The 15106-nt window shown below is 41.0% G+C and carries 12 protein-coding genes and 2 pseudogenes; 1 reads left to right on the top strand and 13 read right to left on the bottom strand.

The annotated features are described in order from the left end of the window. From CJ239_RS00080 to CJ239_RS00045, 8 genes and pseudogenes are all read right to left on the bottom strand, one after another. Positions 1–232, bottom strand: a pseudogene (locus tag CJ239_RS00080) (IS630 family transposase); the annotation flags it as partial. Continuing rightward, a pseudogene (locus tag CJ239_RS11890) lies at positions 223–342 on the bottom strand (beta-carotene 15,15'-monooxygenase); the annotation flags it as partial. The pseudogenes CJ239_RS11890 and CJ239_RS00080, both read right to left, overlap by 10 nt. Positions 343–490: 148 nt before the next feature. After that, a complete protein-coding gene (gene aguB, locus CJ239_RS00070; protein ID WP_102210117.1) occupies positions 491–1366 on the bottom strand; it encodes an N-carbamoylputrescine amidase in 876 nt (291 codons plus the stop codon). Positions 1367–1375: 9 nt separating this feature from the next. Beyond that, positions 1376–2461 (bottom strand): agmatine deiminase, encoded by a 1086-nt coding sequence (aguA, locus tag CJ239_RS00065; RefSeq protein WP_102210116.1) that lies wholly within the window; start codon positions 2459–2461, stop codon positions 1376–1378. Further along, positions 2458–3585 carry a carboxynorspermidine decarboxylase gene (nspC, locus tag CJ239_RS00060; RefSeq protein WP_102210115.1) on the bottom strand — a complete coding sequence of 376 codons (1128 nt, stop codon included), beginning with the start codon at positions 3583–3585 and terminating at the stop codon, positions 2458–2460. The genes aguA and nspC overlap by 4 nt, the downstream gene beginning before the upstream one ends. After that, positions 3585–4844: a saccharopine dehydrogenase family protein gene (locus CJ239_RS00055; protein ID WP_033688794.1), complete on the bottom strand. Its 1260-nt coding sequence runs from the start codon at positions 4842–4844 to the stop codon at positions 3585–3587. The genes nspC and CJ239_RS00055 overlap by 1 nt, the downstream gene beginning before the upstream one ends. Next, on the bottom strand, positions 4841–5701 hold the full coding sequence (gene speE, locus CJ239_RS00050) for a polyamine aminopropyltransferase (protein WP_000366713.1): 861 nt from the start codon (positions 5699–5701) through the stop codon (positions 4841–4843). The genes CJ239_RS00055 and speE overlap by 4 nt, the downstream gene beginning before the upstream one ends. Then, positions 5702–7162 carry an aminotransferase class I/II-fold pyridoxal phosphate-dependent enzyme gene (locus CJ239_RS00045; RefSeq protein WP_102210114.1) on the bottom strand — a complete coding sequence of 487 codons (1461 nt, stop codon included), beginning with the start codon at positions 7160–7162 and terminating at the stop codon, positions 5702–5704. A 710-nt stretch (positions 7163–7872) separates the two neighbouring features. On the opposite strand from CJ239_RS00045, the gene CJ239_RS00035 reads away from it, so the two are divergent. Next, a complete protein-coding gene (locus tag CJ239_RS00035) occupies positions 7873–8568 on the top strand; it encodes a VIT family protein (protein ID WP_102210112.1) in 696 nt (231 codons plus the stop codon). 41 nt (positions 8569–8609) lie between these two features. Here the strand turns inward: CJ239_RS00035 and CJ239_RS00030 are convergent, their stop codons facing one another. The 5 genes from CJ239_RS00030 to CJ239_RS00010 form a co-directional block, all read right to left on the bottom strand. Further along, positions 8610–10598, bottom strand: coding sequence for an ABC transporter permease (locus CJ239_RS00030; protein ID WP_102210111.1), 1989 nt, complete (start codon positions 10596–10598; stop codon positions 8610–8612). A 1-nt stretch (position 10599) separates the two neighbouring features. Continuing rightward, on the bottom strand, positions 10600–11358 hold the full coding sequence (locus CJ239_RS00025; protein WP_000173372.1) for an ABC transporter ATP-binding protein: 759 nt from the start codon (positions 11356–11358) through the stop codon (positions 10600–10602). Between the two features lie 372 nt (positions 11359–11730). Then, on the bottom strand, positions 11731–12003 hold the full coding sequence (locus CJ239_RS00020; RefSeq protein WP_180958174.1) for a PspC domain-containing protein: 273 nt from the start codon (positions 12001–12003) through the stop codon (positions 11731–11733). Positions 12004–12061: 58 nt separating this feature from the next. Beyond that, complete coding sequence (locus CJ239_RS00015) at positions 12062–12511, bottom strand: SprT family protein (protein ID WP_102210109.1); 450 nt, start codon at positions 12509–12511, stop codon at positions 12062–12064. Further along, a complete protein-coding gene (locus CJ239_RS00010) occupies positions 12498–14627 on the bottom strand; it encodes a Tex family protein (protein WP_102210108.1) in 2130 nt (709 codons plus the stop codon). The genes CJ239_RS00015 and CJ239_RS00010 overlap by 14 nt, the downstream gene beginning before the upstream one ends. Between the last annotated feature and the right edge of the window lie 479 nt (positions 14628–15106).

The raw sequence follows: 15106 nt of genomic DNA, 5'->3' as shown, positions 1-15106 counted from the left end.
TTGTTCATAGTAGGTGTGGTTCTTTTTTTCGAGTGTAGCCCATAGCTTTGAGAGCATAGTGGATAGTAGTTGGATGACAGTCAAATTCAGAAGCTATTTCAGTCAAATAAGCGTCTGGATTGTCAGTAAGATAGTTTTTAAGTCTATCTCTATCAACCTTTCTTGGTTTTGTTCCTTTTACTTGATGGTTTAATTCTCCTGTTTTCTCTTTTAGCTTTAACCAGCCATAAACGCAAACCAAACTCCCACATAACGGGTCATAGCATGAAAGATACCTTCCCACATAGGAGAAACGATTCCAGTGATATGAGGGATATGATCTAGAAGCATTACTGACGCCATCAGGTACTTCAACTACGTCGCATTCCATTTTTTCATAATAAATCTCTTTCTTTTTGACGTACATAGAGTATAGCATACATTTTCACGCATAATTGTACACCTATCTTACATTTTTGTAAGACAGGTGTAAATATCAAGAATTTATCTTCTAATCCGTAATTCGTTGATACATTTCTGGTCTTCTGTCTCGAAACAGTCCCCAACTTAGGCGCTCGCTTGCTCCCTTATCTAGGTCATAAATAGCTAACAGAACAGCTTCTTCTTGTCTTTCAGCTTGCTCTAGAATAGCTCCTGTTTCATCCGTCATAAAGGATGAACCGTAGAAGTCAAGACTGGAACTTTGTCCACCATTTTCCTCACTTGGAGTGACTTCTTCAAAGCCATAGCGATTGGCTGCAATAACTGGGACAATATTCGCTGCTGCGTGCCCTTGCATGGTACGTTGCCAATGACCACAACTGTCCGTATCTAGGATAGGCTCAGAGCCAATAGCAGTTGGATAAAAGAGCAATTCTGCCCCATTTAATGCGAGACAACGGGCTGTTTCAGGGAACCATTGATCCCAACAGATACCGATACCAATCTTGGCATAGCGAGTATCCCAGACCTTGAAACCTGTGTTGCCAGGCGTGAAATAAAACTTTTCTTGATAATAATGATCATCTGGTATGTGGGTTTTCCGATAAACGCCCAGCACTTCCCCATCTGCATCAATGACAGCAATAGAGTTATACAAGACATTGCCATCTTTTTCATAGAAACTGATTGGTAAAACAACTTGTAGTTCCTTAGCAATGGTTTTAAAATGCTGAATAGCTGTATTGTCTGTCACTGACTGGGCATACTGGTAGTAGTCATACTGTCGTTCCTGACAAAAGTATGGACGTTCAAATAATTCGGGTAAAAGAATAATTTGTGCACCTTGTTCTGCAGCCTGACGTACTAAACGCTCTGCTGTTTGAATATTTGTTGCCACATCCTTGGCACATTGCATCTGAATGGCTGAAACTTTTACATTTCTCATCTTTTTCTCCTATTCTGGGATTTGTTGGGTGATACAGTGGATATTGCCACCACCTAAGAGAATATCTCTGGCTGGTATTCCGACAACTTTACGGTCTGGGAAACACTTGCTGAGGATATCTAAGACTACTTGGTCATTGACGTCTTGAAACTGAGGAACTAGGACAGCCTTGTTGGCAATATAAAAGTTTACGTAGGAAGCTGCTAGTCGTTCACCTGCGTATCGCTCTTCTTCTCCTTCTTCATAGATGTAGCCTGGCAAATCCTCTTTGGTTACAACTTGATGAAGAGCTGGAATTGGAAGTTTATGAATGGTGAAGTGACGACCTTTTGCATCTGTTTCCTTTTCTAAAAGCTCTAAATCAGCTGCTGACATGGCATATTGAGGATCGCTTTTGTCGTCTGTCCAAGCCAAAACAAGCTCAGCAGGACCAACGAAGGCTGCAACATTATCAACGTGTTCATTGGTTTCGTCCTGATAAATACCATAAGGAAGCCAGATAATTTTTTCAGCTCCAAGGCTGTCTAATAAGGTATTCTCGATTTCCTCTTTAGTCAGGTTAGGATTGCGACCAGGACTAAGCAAGCAACTTTTAGTTACGAGAATGGTTCCTTGTCCATCGCTATGGATTGCGCCTCCTTCCAGTACAAAAGGCTTGGCATCGTAAACAGGTATTTCCAAGGTCTCAGCAAAACGACTGGCTACTTGGTCATCTGCTTCATAATCTTGATACAGACCATCATAGGTGCCTCCCCAAGCATTGAAAGACCAATCAACTGCCAACTTTTCTCTTTTATCATTAACAAGAATGGTTGGCCCAGTATCACGCGCCCAGGCATCATTGGTAGGAATGTCTAAATAAACAACCTTGTCTCCAAGATAGGATTGGGCTTCAGATAGATAGGTCTGCTCCACCAAAAGATAGACTCTTTCCCCTTCTGCAATGGTTTTTATAATCTGGCTGAAAGCTGCTTTAGCAGCTTTTCCTTGAAAGGGCCATGAACCTGGTCGAGTCGGCCATATCATGAGGGTACCATGGTGTGGTTCGTACTCTGCTGGCATACGATAGCCTAATTTTTTTGGACTGTCCATCATGATAATCTCCCTTTAAAATCTTGATAGCCAAAGGCTTTGACTAAGCTGCAGTCTCCCTGTTCGTCCATGAGATAGAGACTTGGCAATCCAATACCATTAAAAGTATTATTTTTGACAAAGGAATAAATGGCCATATCTTCAAAATAAAGTCTGTCTCCAATTTGGACTGGATTTTCAAAGCTATAATCACCAATTACATCGCCCGTCAGACAAGTATTGGAAGAAAGTCTATAGGTATGGGCTTTTTCCTGTGTCTCAAAGCCATTTCTCAAAGGTGGGCGATAGGGCATCTCAAGTACATCAGGCATATGGCAGGTCGCAGAGGCATCTAAAACCAAGATTTCCATACCGTTTTCTACAATATCCAAAACCTCTGTTGCCAAATAGCCAGCATTAAGAGCAATAGCTTCACCAGGCTCGATATAGACTTCAAGATTGTAAGTTTCTCGGATACGCTTGATTTCTGAAATCAGCAAATCTACATCATAGTCCTCTCTTGTGATGTGATGACCACCACCCATATTGAGCCATTTGACCTGATGCAAATACGCTCCAAACTGCGCTTCTACTGCTTTCAAAGTTGTCTCTAAATCATCTGCTCCCTGCTCGCAAAGGGTATGAAAATGAAGTCCATCCACCAAATCCAACAAATCACTCGGAATTTTGTCTATAGTAACTCCAAAGCGAGAACCTGGTGCGCAGGGGTCATAGAGCGCGTGATCACCCTGAGTTGAACATTGGGGATTGATACGGAGACCTATACTGATACCAGCCTCCCGACAAGGAGCCCCATGCTTACGCAACTGTCTCTCTGAGTTAAAGACGATATGGTCCGTTATCTCTAGCAATTCCTCCATGTCCTCATCCTTGAAAGCTGGTGCAAAGACATGAACTTCCCCCGGGAACTCTTCTCTAGCGAGCTTAGCTTCATAGAGACCACTTGCAGTTGTGCCAGATAGATACTGGCTAATTAAGGGATAGGTTTTGTAGAGGGAATAAGCCTTCTGGGCAAGCAAAACCTTGCAACCAGCTTCTTCTTGTACATATTGTAGAATGCGGCAGTTTGCTTCTAACTTGGCCAAGTCAATGACGTAAGCTGGTGTTGGTACTTGTTCTAACTTCATCAGTCCACCATTTGTGGATTTTCAACCACAACCCAAGGTAAACCATACTCATTCAAAGCTTCCATGAATGGATCTGGATCCAATTCTTCAAGGTTATACACTCCAGCTTGTTTCCAAGTACCGTTCATAACCAATTTTGTTCCAATCATTGCTGGAACTCCTGTCGTGTAAGAAATGGCTTGTGAACCAACTTCTGCGTAACATTCTTGATGGTCGCAGACATTGTAGATGTAGATGGTCTTTTCAACACCATCCTTAACACCTGTAAAGATACAGCCGATATTGGTTTTTCCAACAGTACGTGGGCCAAGGCTGGCTGGATCTGGAAGCAAGGCTTTTAAGAATTGGATTGGTACAATTTCTTGGCCGTTAAAGTTAATGGTATCTGTACGAAGGAGTCCAACATTTTCAAGACATTTCATGTGCGTCAAGTAAGATTGACCAAAGGTCATAAAGAAGCGAATACGTTTGACACCTGGAATGTTTTTAGCTAATGATTCAATTTCTTCATGGTGAAGGAGATACATATCTTTTTGTCCAACTTGAGGGAAATCATACTCACGCTTGATAGACATGGCTTCGACCTCAACCCATTTTCCATCTTCCCAGTAAGAACCTGGTGCAGAAACCTCGCGTAGATTGATTTCTGGGTTAAAGTTTGTCGCAAATGGATAACCGTGGTCACCACCATTACAGTCTAAAATGTCGATATAATGGATTTCATCAAAATAGTGTTTGAGAGCATAGGCTGAAAAGACACTGGTCACACCTGGGTCAAAACCAGATCCAAGCAGAGCAGTTAAGCCTGCTTCTTTGAATTTCTCCTGATAAGCCCATTGCCATGAGTAGTCAAAGTAAGCAGTAAAACCAAGTTCCTTGCAACGTTTCTCATAAATAGCACGCCATTCAGGGTCTTCTGTATCCTCGGCTTCGTAGTTGGCTGTATCGATATAGTGAACTCCAGTCGCCAAACAAGCGTCCATAATTGTTAAATCTTGGTATGGTAAAGCTACGTTCAAAACAGCTTCTGGCTTATAGCTTTCAATCAAGGCAATCACTTCTTCTACCTTGTCAGCATCAAGAGCTGCTGTTTCAATCTTAGTATTTGTTTTGCCTTCTAATTTAGCTTTCAAGTCATCGCATTTTGACTTGGTACGACTAGCAATCATAATTTCTGTAAAGGTTTCGCTATCTTGACAAATCTTTGAAATAGCAACTTGGGCAACGCCTCCACATCCAATAACTAATAAACGACTCATTTTTTTCCTTCCTCTTCTTCTAAAATGTCCTCAACATACTTGGGCAACATAAATGCTCCCACGTGTAGGTTTGCAGTGTAGTATTCTGTGAAAAGCTGGCGTTTTTTCCAGCCTTCCTTGTCAAAATCTTTGACAGGGTGATATTTTTTTGATGCAAATCCAAACAACCAATAGCCAGCAGGACTGGTTGGGATGTGGGCCTGATAGACTCGGCTGATTGGAAAGGCTTGATTGACCTTGCGGTGCATGCTTCGGCAAGCTGACTCATCCTCATCAAAGAAGGGACTCCCATGCTGGTAAATCATGATGCCGTCTTCTTTAAGAGCACGATAACTATTTCCGTAAAATTCCTTGGTAAAGAGCCCTTCCGTATGTCCAAATGGATCTGTCGCATCGTTGATGATAATATCATAGTCATCTTCACAGTTTCGCAAAAAGCGTAGCCCATTTTGGTAGTAAATGGTAACACGAGGATCATCTAGCCCCGCAGCAAAGTCTGGAAAATACTCACGACAGACCTCGACCAACATTTCATCTGGTTCTACAATATCGATTTGTTCCAGTTCAGGATAGAGGGTTAATACTTGAGCAACACCTCCGTCGCCACCCCCAATAACCAAGACTTTCTTGGGATTTGGGTGGACAGCCATAGGAACATGAACGGTCATTTCATTGTAGACAAAATCATCCGCATCTGAGAACAAGACGTGCCCATTTAAAATCAAAATCTTTCCAAAAGCTGGTGTATCCAAGACTTCGATATCCTGCCATTCACTTTTACCAGCGTAGAGTTGCTTGGCTGTTCTCAGGGACAATTTCACATCTGGAGTATGAACTTCAGAAAACCATAAATCCATCTAGTTCTCCTTTCTCTTAATGACGTTGATGTGATTGACCTCAGGATCTTCCGTCCCTTGAAGGGAGCAACCACGTTCCTTGGCAAATTGGATATAGTCTACAATTTCTCGTGTAATGCGTTCGCCAGGAGCCAAGATAGGGATTCCTGGAGGGTAACACATGACAAATTCTCCACAGACCTGCTCAACAGATTCATCCAAGGTCAAACTTTTTCTCTCTGAATAGAAGGCTTCTTGTGGAGACAGCACTAACTCGGGCTGGATATATTCTCCTGCTATCAAGTCCTTCCCATCTCGTGAATAGAGTCTCTTGATATCAGCCAAAGCACCAACCAAGCGCTCGATGTCTTGGATACGGTCACCAATCGAAATATAGGCCAAGATATTGCCAATATCACCAAACTCAATCTGAATGTCGTATTCGTCTCGTAAGAGGTCATAAACCTCGATACCTGTTAAGCCAATACCCTGAGTGTAAACTGACAGCTTGGTTACATCAAAATCACAGACCGACACACCATCTATTAACTCTTTTGAGTAGGCATAGTAGCCACCGATAGCATTGATTTCACGACGAGCATACTCAGACAGTTCAATAACCTTCTCAAAGGATTCTTTACCACGAAGAGCCAAGTTGCGACGTGAAATATCTAGACTAGCCATCAACAAATAAGAGGCGGATGTTGACTGGGTAAGATTGATAATCTGACGAACGTACTCGGGATTCATCTGCTCCCCGATTAAAAGAAGCGAGCTTTGTGTCAAACTCCCACCAGACTTATGCATGGAAACTGCTGCCATATCAGCTCCTGCATCCATGGCAGAAATTGGAAGTTTACCAGTGAAATGCAAATGCGCTCCATGGGCTTCGTCCACTAAAACAAGCATGCCAGCTTCATGAGCCATTTCTGTCAACCCCTTTAGGTCTGAACAGATTCCGTAGTAAGTGGGATTGTTAATCAAAATGGCCTTAGCATCTGGATGGTCCTTTATGGCCTTGGCTACTCGGTCATTTTCAAGACCTAAAGCGATACCAATCTTAGGATCTACACTCATCTCGATATAGATGGGAATAGCACCACATAGAACCAACGCATTGATGGCAGATTTATGGACATTTCTCGGCAGAATAATCTTATCTCCTGCCTTGCAGGTTGACAGAATCATAGTCTGCACCGATGAAGTTGTTCCACCAATCATGAGAAAGGCATGGCTAGCTCCAAAAGCATCCGCAGCCAGCTCCTCGGCATCTCGAATAATCGAAATGGGGTGTCCTAGATTATCCAAGGGTTTCATCGAATTGACATCAATGCCAACACATTTTTCACCTAGCAGTTCGACAAGTTCTGGATTTCCCCGTCCACGCTTGTGACCTGGAACATCAAAGGGAACAATCCTTTTCTTGCGTAGCTTCACCAAGGCCTCATAAATAGGGGCTTGGTTTTGATCTAACTCTTTCAAGACATACTCCTTTACCGTATTTGTAGCGCCTCAAGAAGACAAAGGCGACCAAAGGTTGACTTATGAAAAAAGAGCAGGTTTTCACCTGCTCTGCAATCTTCTGACGTTTTTATGTTTGTTTCTTTTGAGTATGTCTGTTCCTGATGTTTCCTAACTCTCTAGTAGCAAATATTACGTACTTTATTGATCGTTTCACAAGATGACGTGTGCTCTCACCACACTGAAATTTATGAATTAGGACAAGTGTCCTAACATCAACTTATAAAAGTAGGCTTTTAACCCTATCAATAATGTGGCTTTTCAACCACGCTTCGGCATTCAACCCTGCCTGTCCGTAGGCATTTTTTACTCGGGTTTATATTTGCTAGAAAACATCATCTTATTTTCTAAGCTCCATTACTATATCACGTTTTTAAGAACTTGTAAAGTATTTTTTGATAAAAAACAAAAATATGTTCGCAAATTGTTTAGTTTATGTAAAAATATCGATAAATATTTTCTTATAAACGATTATAACGTGAACGAAATGATGATAGTATTTAATTTAAAATTCTTTCATGCCATTCTATACTCTTTCCATTCTGTGTTTGATAGATTAGACAAGATGACGACATTTTTACATTATTAAAATCGTGCAACTTTTTTCAGATAGTTTTAAAAGATTGATTTCCTTATATTTTTCCTTTATACTGGATAAAAAGGAGAATAATATGTCAGAAACAAATCACGAAATTGATTCAAATTTTGCAGGTCGTTTAAATATCCTGCGTGCGGGCGTTCTTGGTGCCAATGATGGAATTATTTCCATTGCTGGTGTGGTTATCGGGGTTGCCAGTGCCACGACCAATATCTGGATTATCTTTTTATCAGGCTTTGCGGCAATCTTAGCTGGTGCCTTTTCTATGGCTGGTGGAGAATATGTATCCGTTTCAACTCAAAAAGATACCGAGGAAGCGGCCGTTGCGCGTGAGCAGCTCTTGCTAGACCAAGATATGGAACTAGCCAAAAAATCCCTCTATGCTGCCTATATCCAAAATGGAGAATGCGAAACCTCTGCTCAACTCTTGACCAACAAGGCCTTTCTTAAAAATCCACTCAAGGCTTTGGTAGAGGAAAAATATGGGATTGAGTATGAAGAATTTACCAATCCTTGGCACGCTGCCATTTCTAGTTTTGTTGCCTTTTTCCTTGGAAGTTTGCCTCCAATGCTCTCAGTAACCATTTTCCCAAGTGAATACCGCATCCCTGCTACTGTTCTGATTGTAGGAGTTTCACTCTTGATGACTGGCTACACAAGCGCCAAACTTGGAAAAGCCCCAACCAAAACAGCTATGATTCGGAACCTAGCTATTGGCCTCTTGACCATGGGAGTTACCTTCCTGCTCGGACAACTTTTCAGCATTTAGAATACAAGAAATACCTCGATTTTGAAGTCGAGGTATCTTTTTTACATTTGCACAATCTTGCGATAGCTTCTTGAAGTAATCATGAAAATCAGCACATAGGCGATAAGGAAGATAGCGCAGATAGACAAGGTCACAATCAACATCATAGTCGTATCCAGTACACCAATCACTTTTAGAATCAGACTAAGCATATGATAGGCAAAGGCTAGATGTATGAAGGCAAAAAGCAAAGGAAGGAAGAAAACAGTTAAAACTTGTTTGTTAATGGTTTGCTTGATTTGCTTTTGATCTAAACCAACTTTCTGCAAGATAATAAAGCGCTCACGGTCTTCATATCCTTCAGAAATTTGTTTGTAGTAGATGACCAGAACGGTTCCGACCATAAAGATAATGGATAGGAAAATACCGATAAAGAAGACACCGCCAAAGAGGACACTCATTTGAGCACTAGCATCTGCTAGAGTGCTACCATACACATAGTTACCTTCAGTGTTTAATTGAGCATTAAACTTTTGTAAGTGTTTTTCATATTCTTCAGCGACTTTGAGTTGTTCTTCTTCACTAATATTTACATTCATACCACCGTAAAACTGATTATAGATAGCCGAATCTGGGAATTGGTCCAAAAAGGCTTGTAAATTAGGTACAACAAGGTAATTGTAATCAGAAGTCAAAATATTAAATTGATTTGGGACATGGTTCACAATGAAATCTTTAGTAAATTCTTCTTTTACAGAAAATTGATGATCGTTTAGAGTTAGAGCTTTCTGTTCTTTAACTCCCTCATTCTTGGCAAAGAGTCCAACCTCATTTCCTGATAGAGAAAGTTTTTGACCAGCCATAGTTTCATAATCTTTTTGGTCAAATACCATAAAAACTGTTTTGACTTGGACACGGTTTTGTCCTTTTTCAAATATGGTTAACTTGCTACCTTCTTGGTTTGCAACACCAAAGTAGGCGTAACGAAGAACTTCTTTTTCTTTGATATTATAACCTTTGTCACTTGCAAACTGGCTCAAGAGTTTGTCCAAATCTTCTTTTTCAACATTTTGTCCAGTAATCCCAAAATCATGAGGATTTAGAACTTTTTTAAAACTTTCTGAGGCATTGAAAATACTAGTCGCTGCTGACATGGTTACCAAAACCATTGTTGACAAGATAGCGATAGTTGCTAGTCCAACCGCATTTTTCTTCATACGGAAAATCAAGTTGGACACTGAGATAATATTATTTGGTTGGTAATAGTATTTCTTATTTTTCTTTAAGATTTGAAGGAAAACGGTAATCCCTGCATTAAACAATAGATAAGTACCAAAGATAACCAGCAAAACAGCTAGGAAAAAAGTTATTAGAGCTGTAAGGGGATCTTTTACAGTAACCGCAAGATAATATCCACCACCTAAACTAATCACACCAAGAATAGTTTGGAGAGATAGGAAACGACCTTTTTTCTCACCGCTAGCTTTCTCACGTGAGAGCTGGAGGGCATTCATACGGGAGATTCGAAGAGCATTCAGGAACATGAGACCTAGGAAAATCAAACCAAAGACAAGAAGTACTGTAATGACAACTTTCATCTGGAAGGTAGCAACTAGTTCTACCTTTAATTTCATCAGTTTGAGTAGGAAAGCGAAAATCAACTTGTCAAACAAGGCTCCAATACCGATACCTGCTCCAACAGTTAAAATTCCAAATACCACTAACTCCTTAAAGGTCATACTGATCAGATGGCGCTTCTCCAAGCCCAACATGCCATAAATTCCTAGTTCCTTGGAACGGTTCTTCATGACAAAACTATTGGCATAGAGGACGATAATGGCTGATGCAAGTGTAACGACAAACATACCAAATCCAAGTGTTGTTTGGATGGTTTCTCCTCCACGAATTTCTGCAATCTTGGGATTGAAGGTCAGGGAGTAAAAGAGATAGGTGACAGTGACTGCCAAGAGAACAGCCAGCGCAAAAGGATAGTAGAGTTTGCGGTTTTTAATCAAGTTCGATACCGCTAACTTATTGGTTAATCGAAACATACTAATTCACCTCGCTTGCCATGACAGTCAAGGTATCAGAAATTTCTTGGAACATCTGACGCTCTGTTTTCTCTCCACGGTAGATTTGGTTGTAAAGAATGCCGTCTTTGATAAAGAGTACACGTTTAGCTCTGCTAGCTGCTGCTGTGGAGTGGGTTACCATGAGAATGGTTTGGCCGCGCTCATTGATTTCATCAAAGACATCAAGTAAGGCTGCAGAGGACTTGGAGTCAAGAGCTCCTGTTGGCTCGTCCGCAAGGAGAATTTCAGGTTCTGTGATGATGGCGCGAGCTACTGCTACACGCTGTTTCTGACCACCAGAAATCTCGTAAGGGTACTTCTCTTGCAATTGGTTGATACCCAGATTCTCAGCTGTCACCACCAATTTCTTCATCATCTCCGTAATGGGTCTTCTTGACAAGACAAGCGGAAGCAAGATATTGTCCTTTACAGATAGAGTATCTAGCAAGTTAAAATCTTGGAAGACAAAGCCTAATTTTTCACGACGGAAGCTAGAAGCCTGTGAATTTTTAATGGTTGCGGTGTCAGTTCCATTCAAGTAAACCTGGCCACGAGTTGGTTTATCCAGCATAGCTAGGATATTGAGAAGAGTTGATTTACCAGAACCAGACTCACCCATGATAGCAACGTAGTCACCCTTTTCGACGGTAAAGTGAATATCCTTGAGGGCCTCTACTTGGTTGCCCTGAAAACGAGTTTTATAAATTTTTTGAACGTGTTTTACATCTAAAAGTGTCATGAGAATCTCCTTTCTTAATATCCCATCAAATGAAATGTTGCTTGCATCATAGCGCATCCCAGCTGAACACGCTCGATATCTTTGTGGCTTGGTTTTCTTGTTTTCTTATGTAAGGTTTGTTTCATGATGTTACTCCTTTGTTCTTTATGAGTCTAGTTTACATCAAAAAAAGACCGCTTGCCATAACCTAACCTTACAAAAGAGACTTTAATCTTACATTTTTGTAAGGTTGGGGGAAATGTAGATATTTTATCAGAAATATTTTACCATAAAAAGAAGGCAAGAAGAAAACCCTTGCGGATACAAGGGTTCAAAAATTTTAAAATAGATTAGTCGAATTCATAGACTAACAGTAAAATAACTGTTTCTACCTCACCAAAACCAGCCTTCATTATCGTCAATGGCTTGGGCGTCTTTGCATTTGCGTGGGCCTGTTCCGTACATTTCTGCTTCGATTTCTTCCTTGGTTGGCATGATAGAAGCTAGGATGATATAGATAATCACGCCAAGTCCAAAGTTTGCGACTGTAAAAATAGCAAATAGAAAACGAACAAGGGTAACATCAAAGTTCCACTTGTCTGACAGACCAGCCAAAACTCCTGAAATCATGCGATTTCGTCTCATTTTATAAAATTTACTGTTCATGATATTTCCTCTTTCTGCTAGGTTAGACATAGTATATCACGGGTAGGCTCGGCTTTCATCAGTCCTCAGGCTGATTTACTAGTAGCAATTTACCTTGACAAACTCCACAGCGATAGCGTTTAGTATCAATCCTTCGTTTGCGATGATAAGTTTGCTGGCAGGATTGGCAACGATAGAGCTTGATTGGCTTGGAGTTGCTATTGGGCAAGGTTGGCACAAAGCGTAATCCATCCACTGCTTTCAAAAGTTCCTTAAAATCCCGATCCTTGTGTTGATAGCCCTTCCCTTGAAAATAGAGGTGATAGTGACAGAGTTCATGTCGGACAATTTTCCTAAAAACATCCAAACCCAGTTCCTGATAAACCTTGGGATTAAAATCCAAATGCCCATCTTTGGGGAAAAATCGCCCACCTGTCGAACGTAGACGAGAATTCCACTGGGCTTGATGGATAAAAGGCTTCCCGAAGTCTTCTAGCGAAACTTGCTTGACGTAATCAGTCAGTTTCATTTGGAGCGAGGAGCGACAGATTGACTTTTTCCCGTTCAGTATCAATTTTCTTAACCCAAACAGTTACCAAATCACCGACGGACACCACTTGGCTAGGATGTTTGATAAATTCGTGACTCATATGAGAAATATGAATCAAGCCATCCTCATGAATCCCGATATCAACAAAAGCACCGAAGTCAACGACATTACGCACTACTCCTTCTAGCTTTTGCCCAACCACTAAGTCCTTGATATCTAGGACGTCTTGGCGAAGCACAGGTGCGTCAAAGGAATCACGGCAATCTCGACCTGGTTTGAGAAGGTCTGCAATGATATCCTTAAGAGTTTCGGGACCAAGGTCTAGCTCTTGCGCCATTTCCTTAACTGAAAGCGACTTGAGTTTGCTTTGGGCCTCTTCGTTCAGTTCCTTGATATCCAAGATTTTGAAGAGTTCCTTGACGGCAGCATAATTTTCTGGATGAACTCCTGTATTATCAAGGATATTGCTACTTTCAGGAATACGGAGGAAGCCAGCTGCCTGTTCAAAGGCCTTAGCTCCCAGACGAGGAACCTTCTTGATTTGAGCGCGTGAAGTGATTTTTCCTTCTTCCTCGCGGTATTTGACAATATTTTCAGAAATGGTTTTATTAAGTCCAGCCACATGGGAAAGAAGAGCTGGGCTGGCCGTATTGACATTGACACCAACTTGGTTCACCACGGTATCCACGACAAAGTCTAGACTTTCAGACAATTTCTTCTGACTGACATCATGCTGGTACTGGCCGACACCGATTGACTTAGGATCGATTTTGACCAATTCCGCAAGGGGATCTTGCAAACGACGGGCGATGGAGATAGCCGAACGCTTTTCAACAGTCAAGTCTGGAAACTCCTGACGAGCAAGTTCGCTAGCAGAATAGACAGAAGCACCACTTTCATTGACGATAACATAGCTGACTTCTGGAAAATCTTTCAGAACTTCCGCCACAAAGGCTTCACTTTCACGACTGGCAGTTCCATTTCCGATAGCAATAATTTCCACGCCGTATTGACCAATCAAATCTGCCAAATCTTTCTTGGACTCTTCGATTTGACGAGCTGATGCTGGTTTAACAGGATAAATAACCTGAGTTGTCAGCATTTTTCCTGTCGCATCAACGACAGCTAACTTGGCACCTGTACGAAAGGCAGGGTCAAACCCAAGAACCACGCGCCCTTTCAGAGGAGCAACCAAGAGGAGATTGCGCAGATTGTCAGAAAAGAGTTGGATAGCCCCTTCTTCCGCTTTCTCAGTTAATTCTGTACGAATACGGCGCTCGATAGCAGGCAAGACTTTTTTCTTAACAGATTGCTGAACAACTTCATCAATATAAGCATTTTTCACCTTGAAACGAGCAGCGAAGAAGGCAAGGATACGGTCCGTCGCATGTTCAAAACCGATCTTCAAGACACCTAGCTTCTCCCCACGATTGAGGGCCAAGGTACGATAACCCTGCATATTTCCAACCGTCTCTGAAAAATCATAATAAATCTGAAAAACCTGCTTTTCATCAAGACTTTCATCCTTGACTTGAGAAGTGAGTTTAGAGTGTCTCAGCACTTCCTGATAAGTCATGGCGCGCAGTGTTACATCTTCCGATAAGGCTTCGACCAAGATATCAACTGCACCAGCCAAGGCTTCCTTCCCCGTCGCAAATCCTTCACAGACAAACTTCTCAGCCTCTTTCTCTAAGGCAGCTACATTCTGCAAAATCAGGCGAGCAAGAGGAAAGAGTCCAGCTTCACGGGCAATGGTTGCCTTGGTCCGACGTTTTTCCTTAAAGGGCAAGTAAAGCTCTTCAACATCGGCTAATTTTTCAGCAGCAAGGATGGCTTCCTCCAATTCTTTCGTTAGCTTGCCTTGTTCTTGGATTTTAGATAGAACAGCTTCCTTACGATCATTGAGGTTAGTCAATGTTTTATCTAAGTCAATAATGGCCTTGATAGCCACTTCATCCAGACTACCAGTCATGTCCTTGCGATAACGCGCGATAAAAGGTATAGTCGCCCCTTCTGCTGTTAAACTTAGAACAGTATCAATTTGCTTTAACGTCACTCCCAAATCCTGGGAGATTTTTTCATATTTTTTATCCATGAATCTATTATACCATAAGCTAAACGTTTCAAATTATCTCTTACAATTTTAAAACATAAGTTGGTGAATAAATTTCCTTCATTTCAATATTCTATTTATTGAGAAGGTTGCAATTTAATTCTAATAGTTTACAAAAGAATCTATGAGTAATTTCACTGTTTTTATTTTTTACAAAACGCTTTATAAAGCTATTTGTTGAAGTTAACGAATCAATTTTCAGAGCAAATAAAAAATCGCAAGCTTAAGCCTGCGGTGGGGATAATCTTTGGCTCTATAATATTTGTAGTGGGTAAATCCCCTATAGATATTATGGAGCCTATTTTTGTGTAGAAAAAAAGTCCCATAAAATCTATAATGAAAAGCGACCAAACTATCATTAGAAAGAATCATATGGAACAATTACATTCTATCACAAAACTACTCGATATTAAAGACCCTAATATCCAAATTATAGATATCATTAATAAGGGTACACACAA

Source organism: Streptococcus sp. UMB0029 (assembly GCF_002871495.1).
In the GTDB taxonomy this organism is placed as follows: Bacteria; Bacillota; Bacilli; order Lactobacillales; family Streptococcaceae; genus Streptococcus.
Note: the sequence above shows the minus strand (reverse complement) of the source record. Positions and strands in the feature narration are given on the sequence as shown.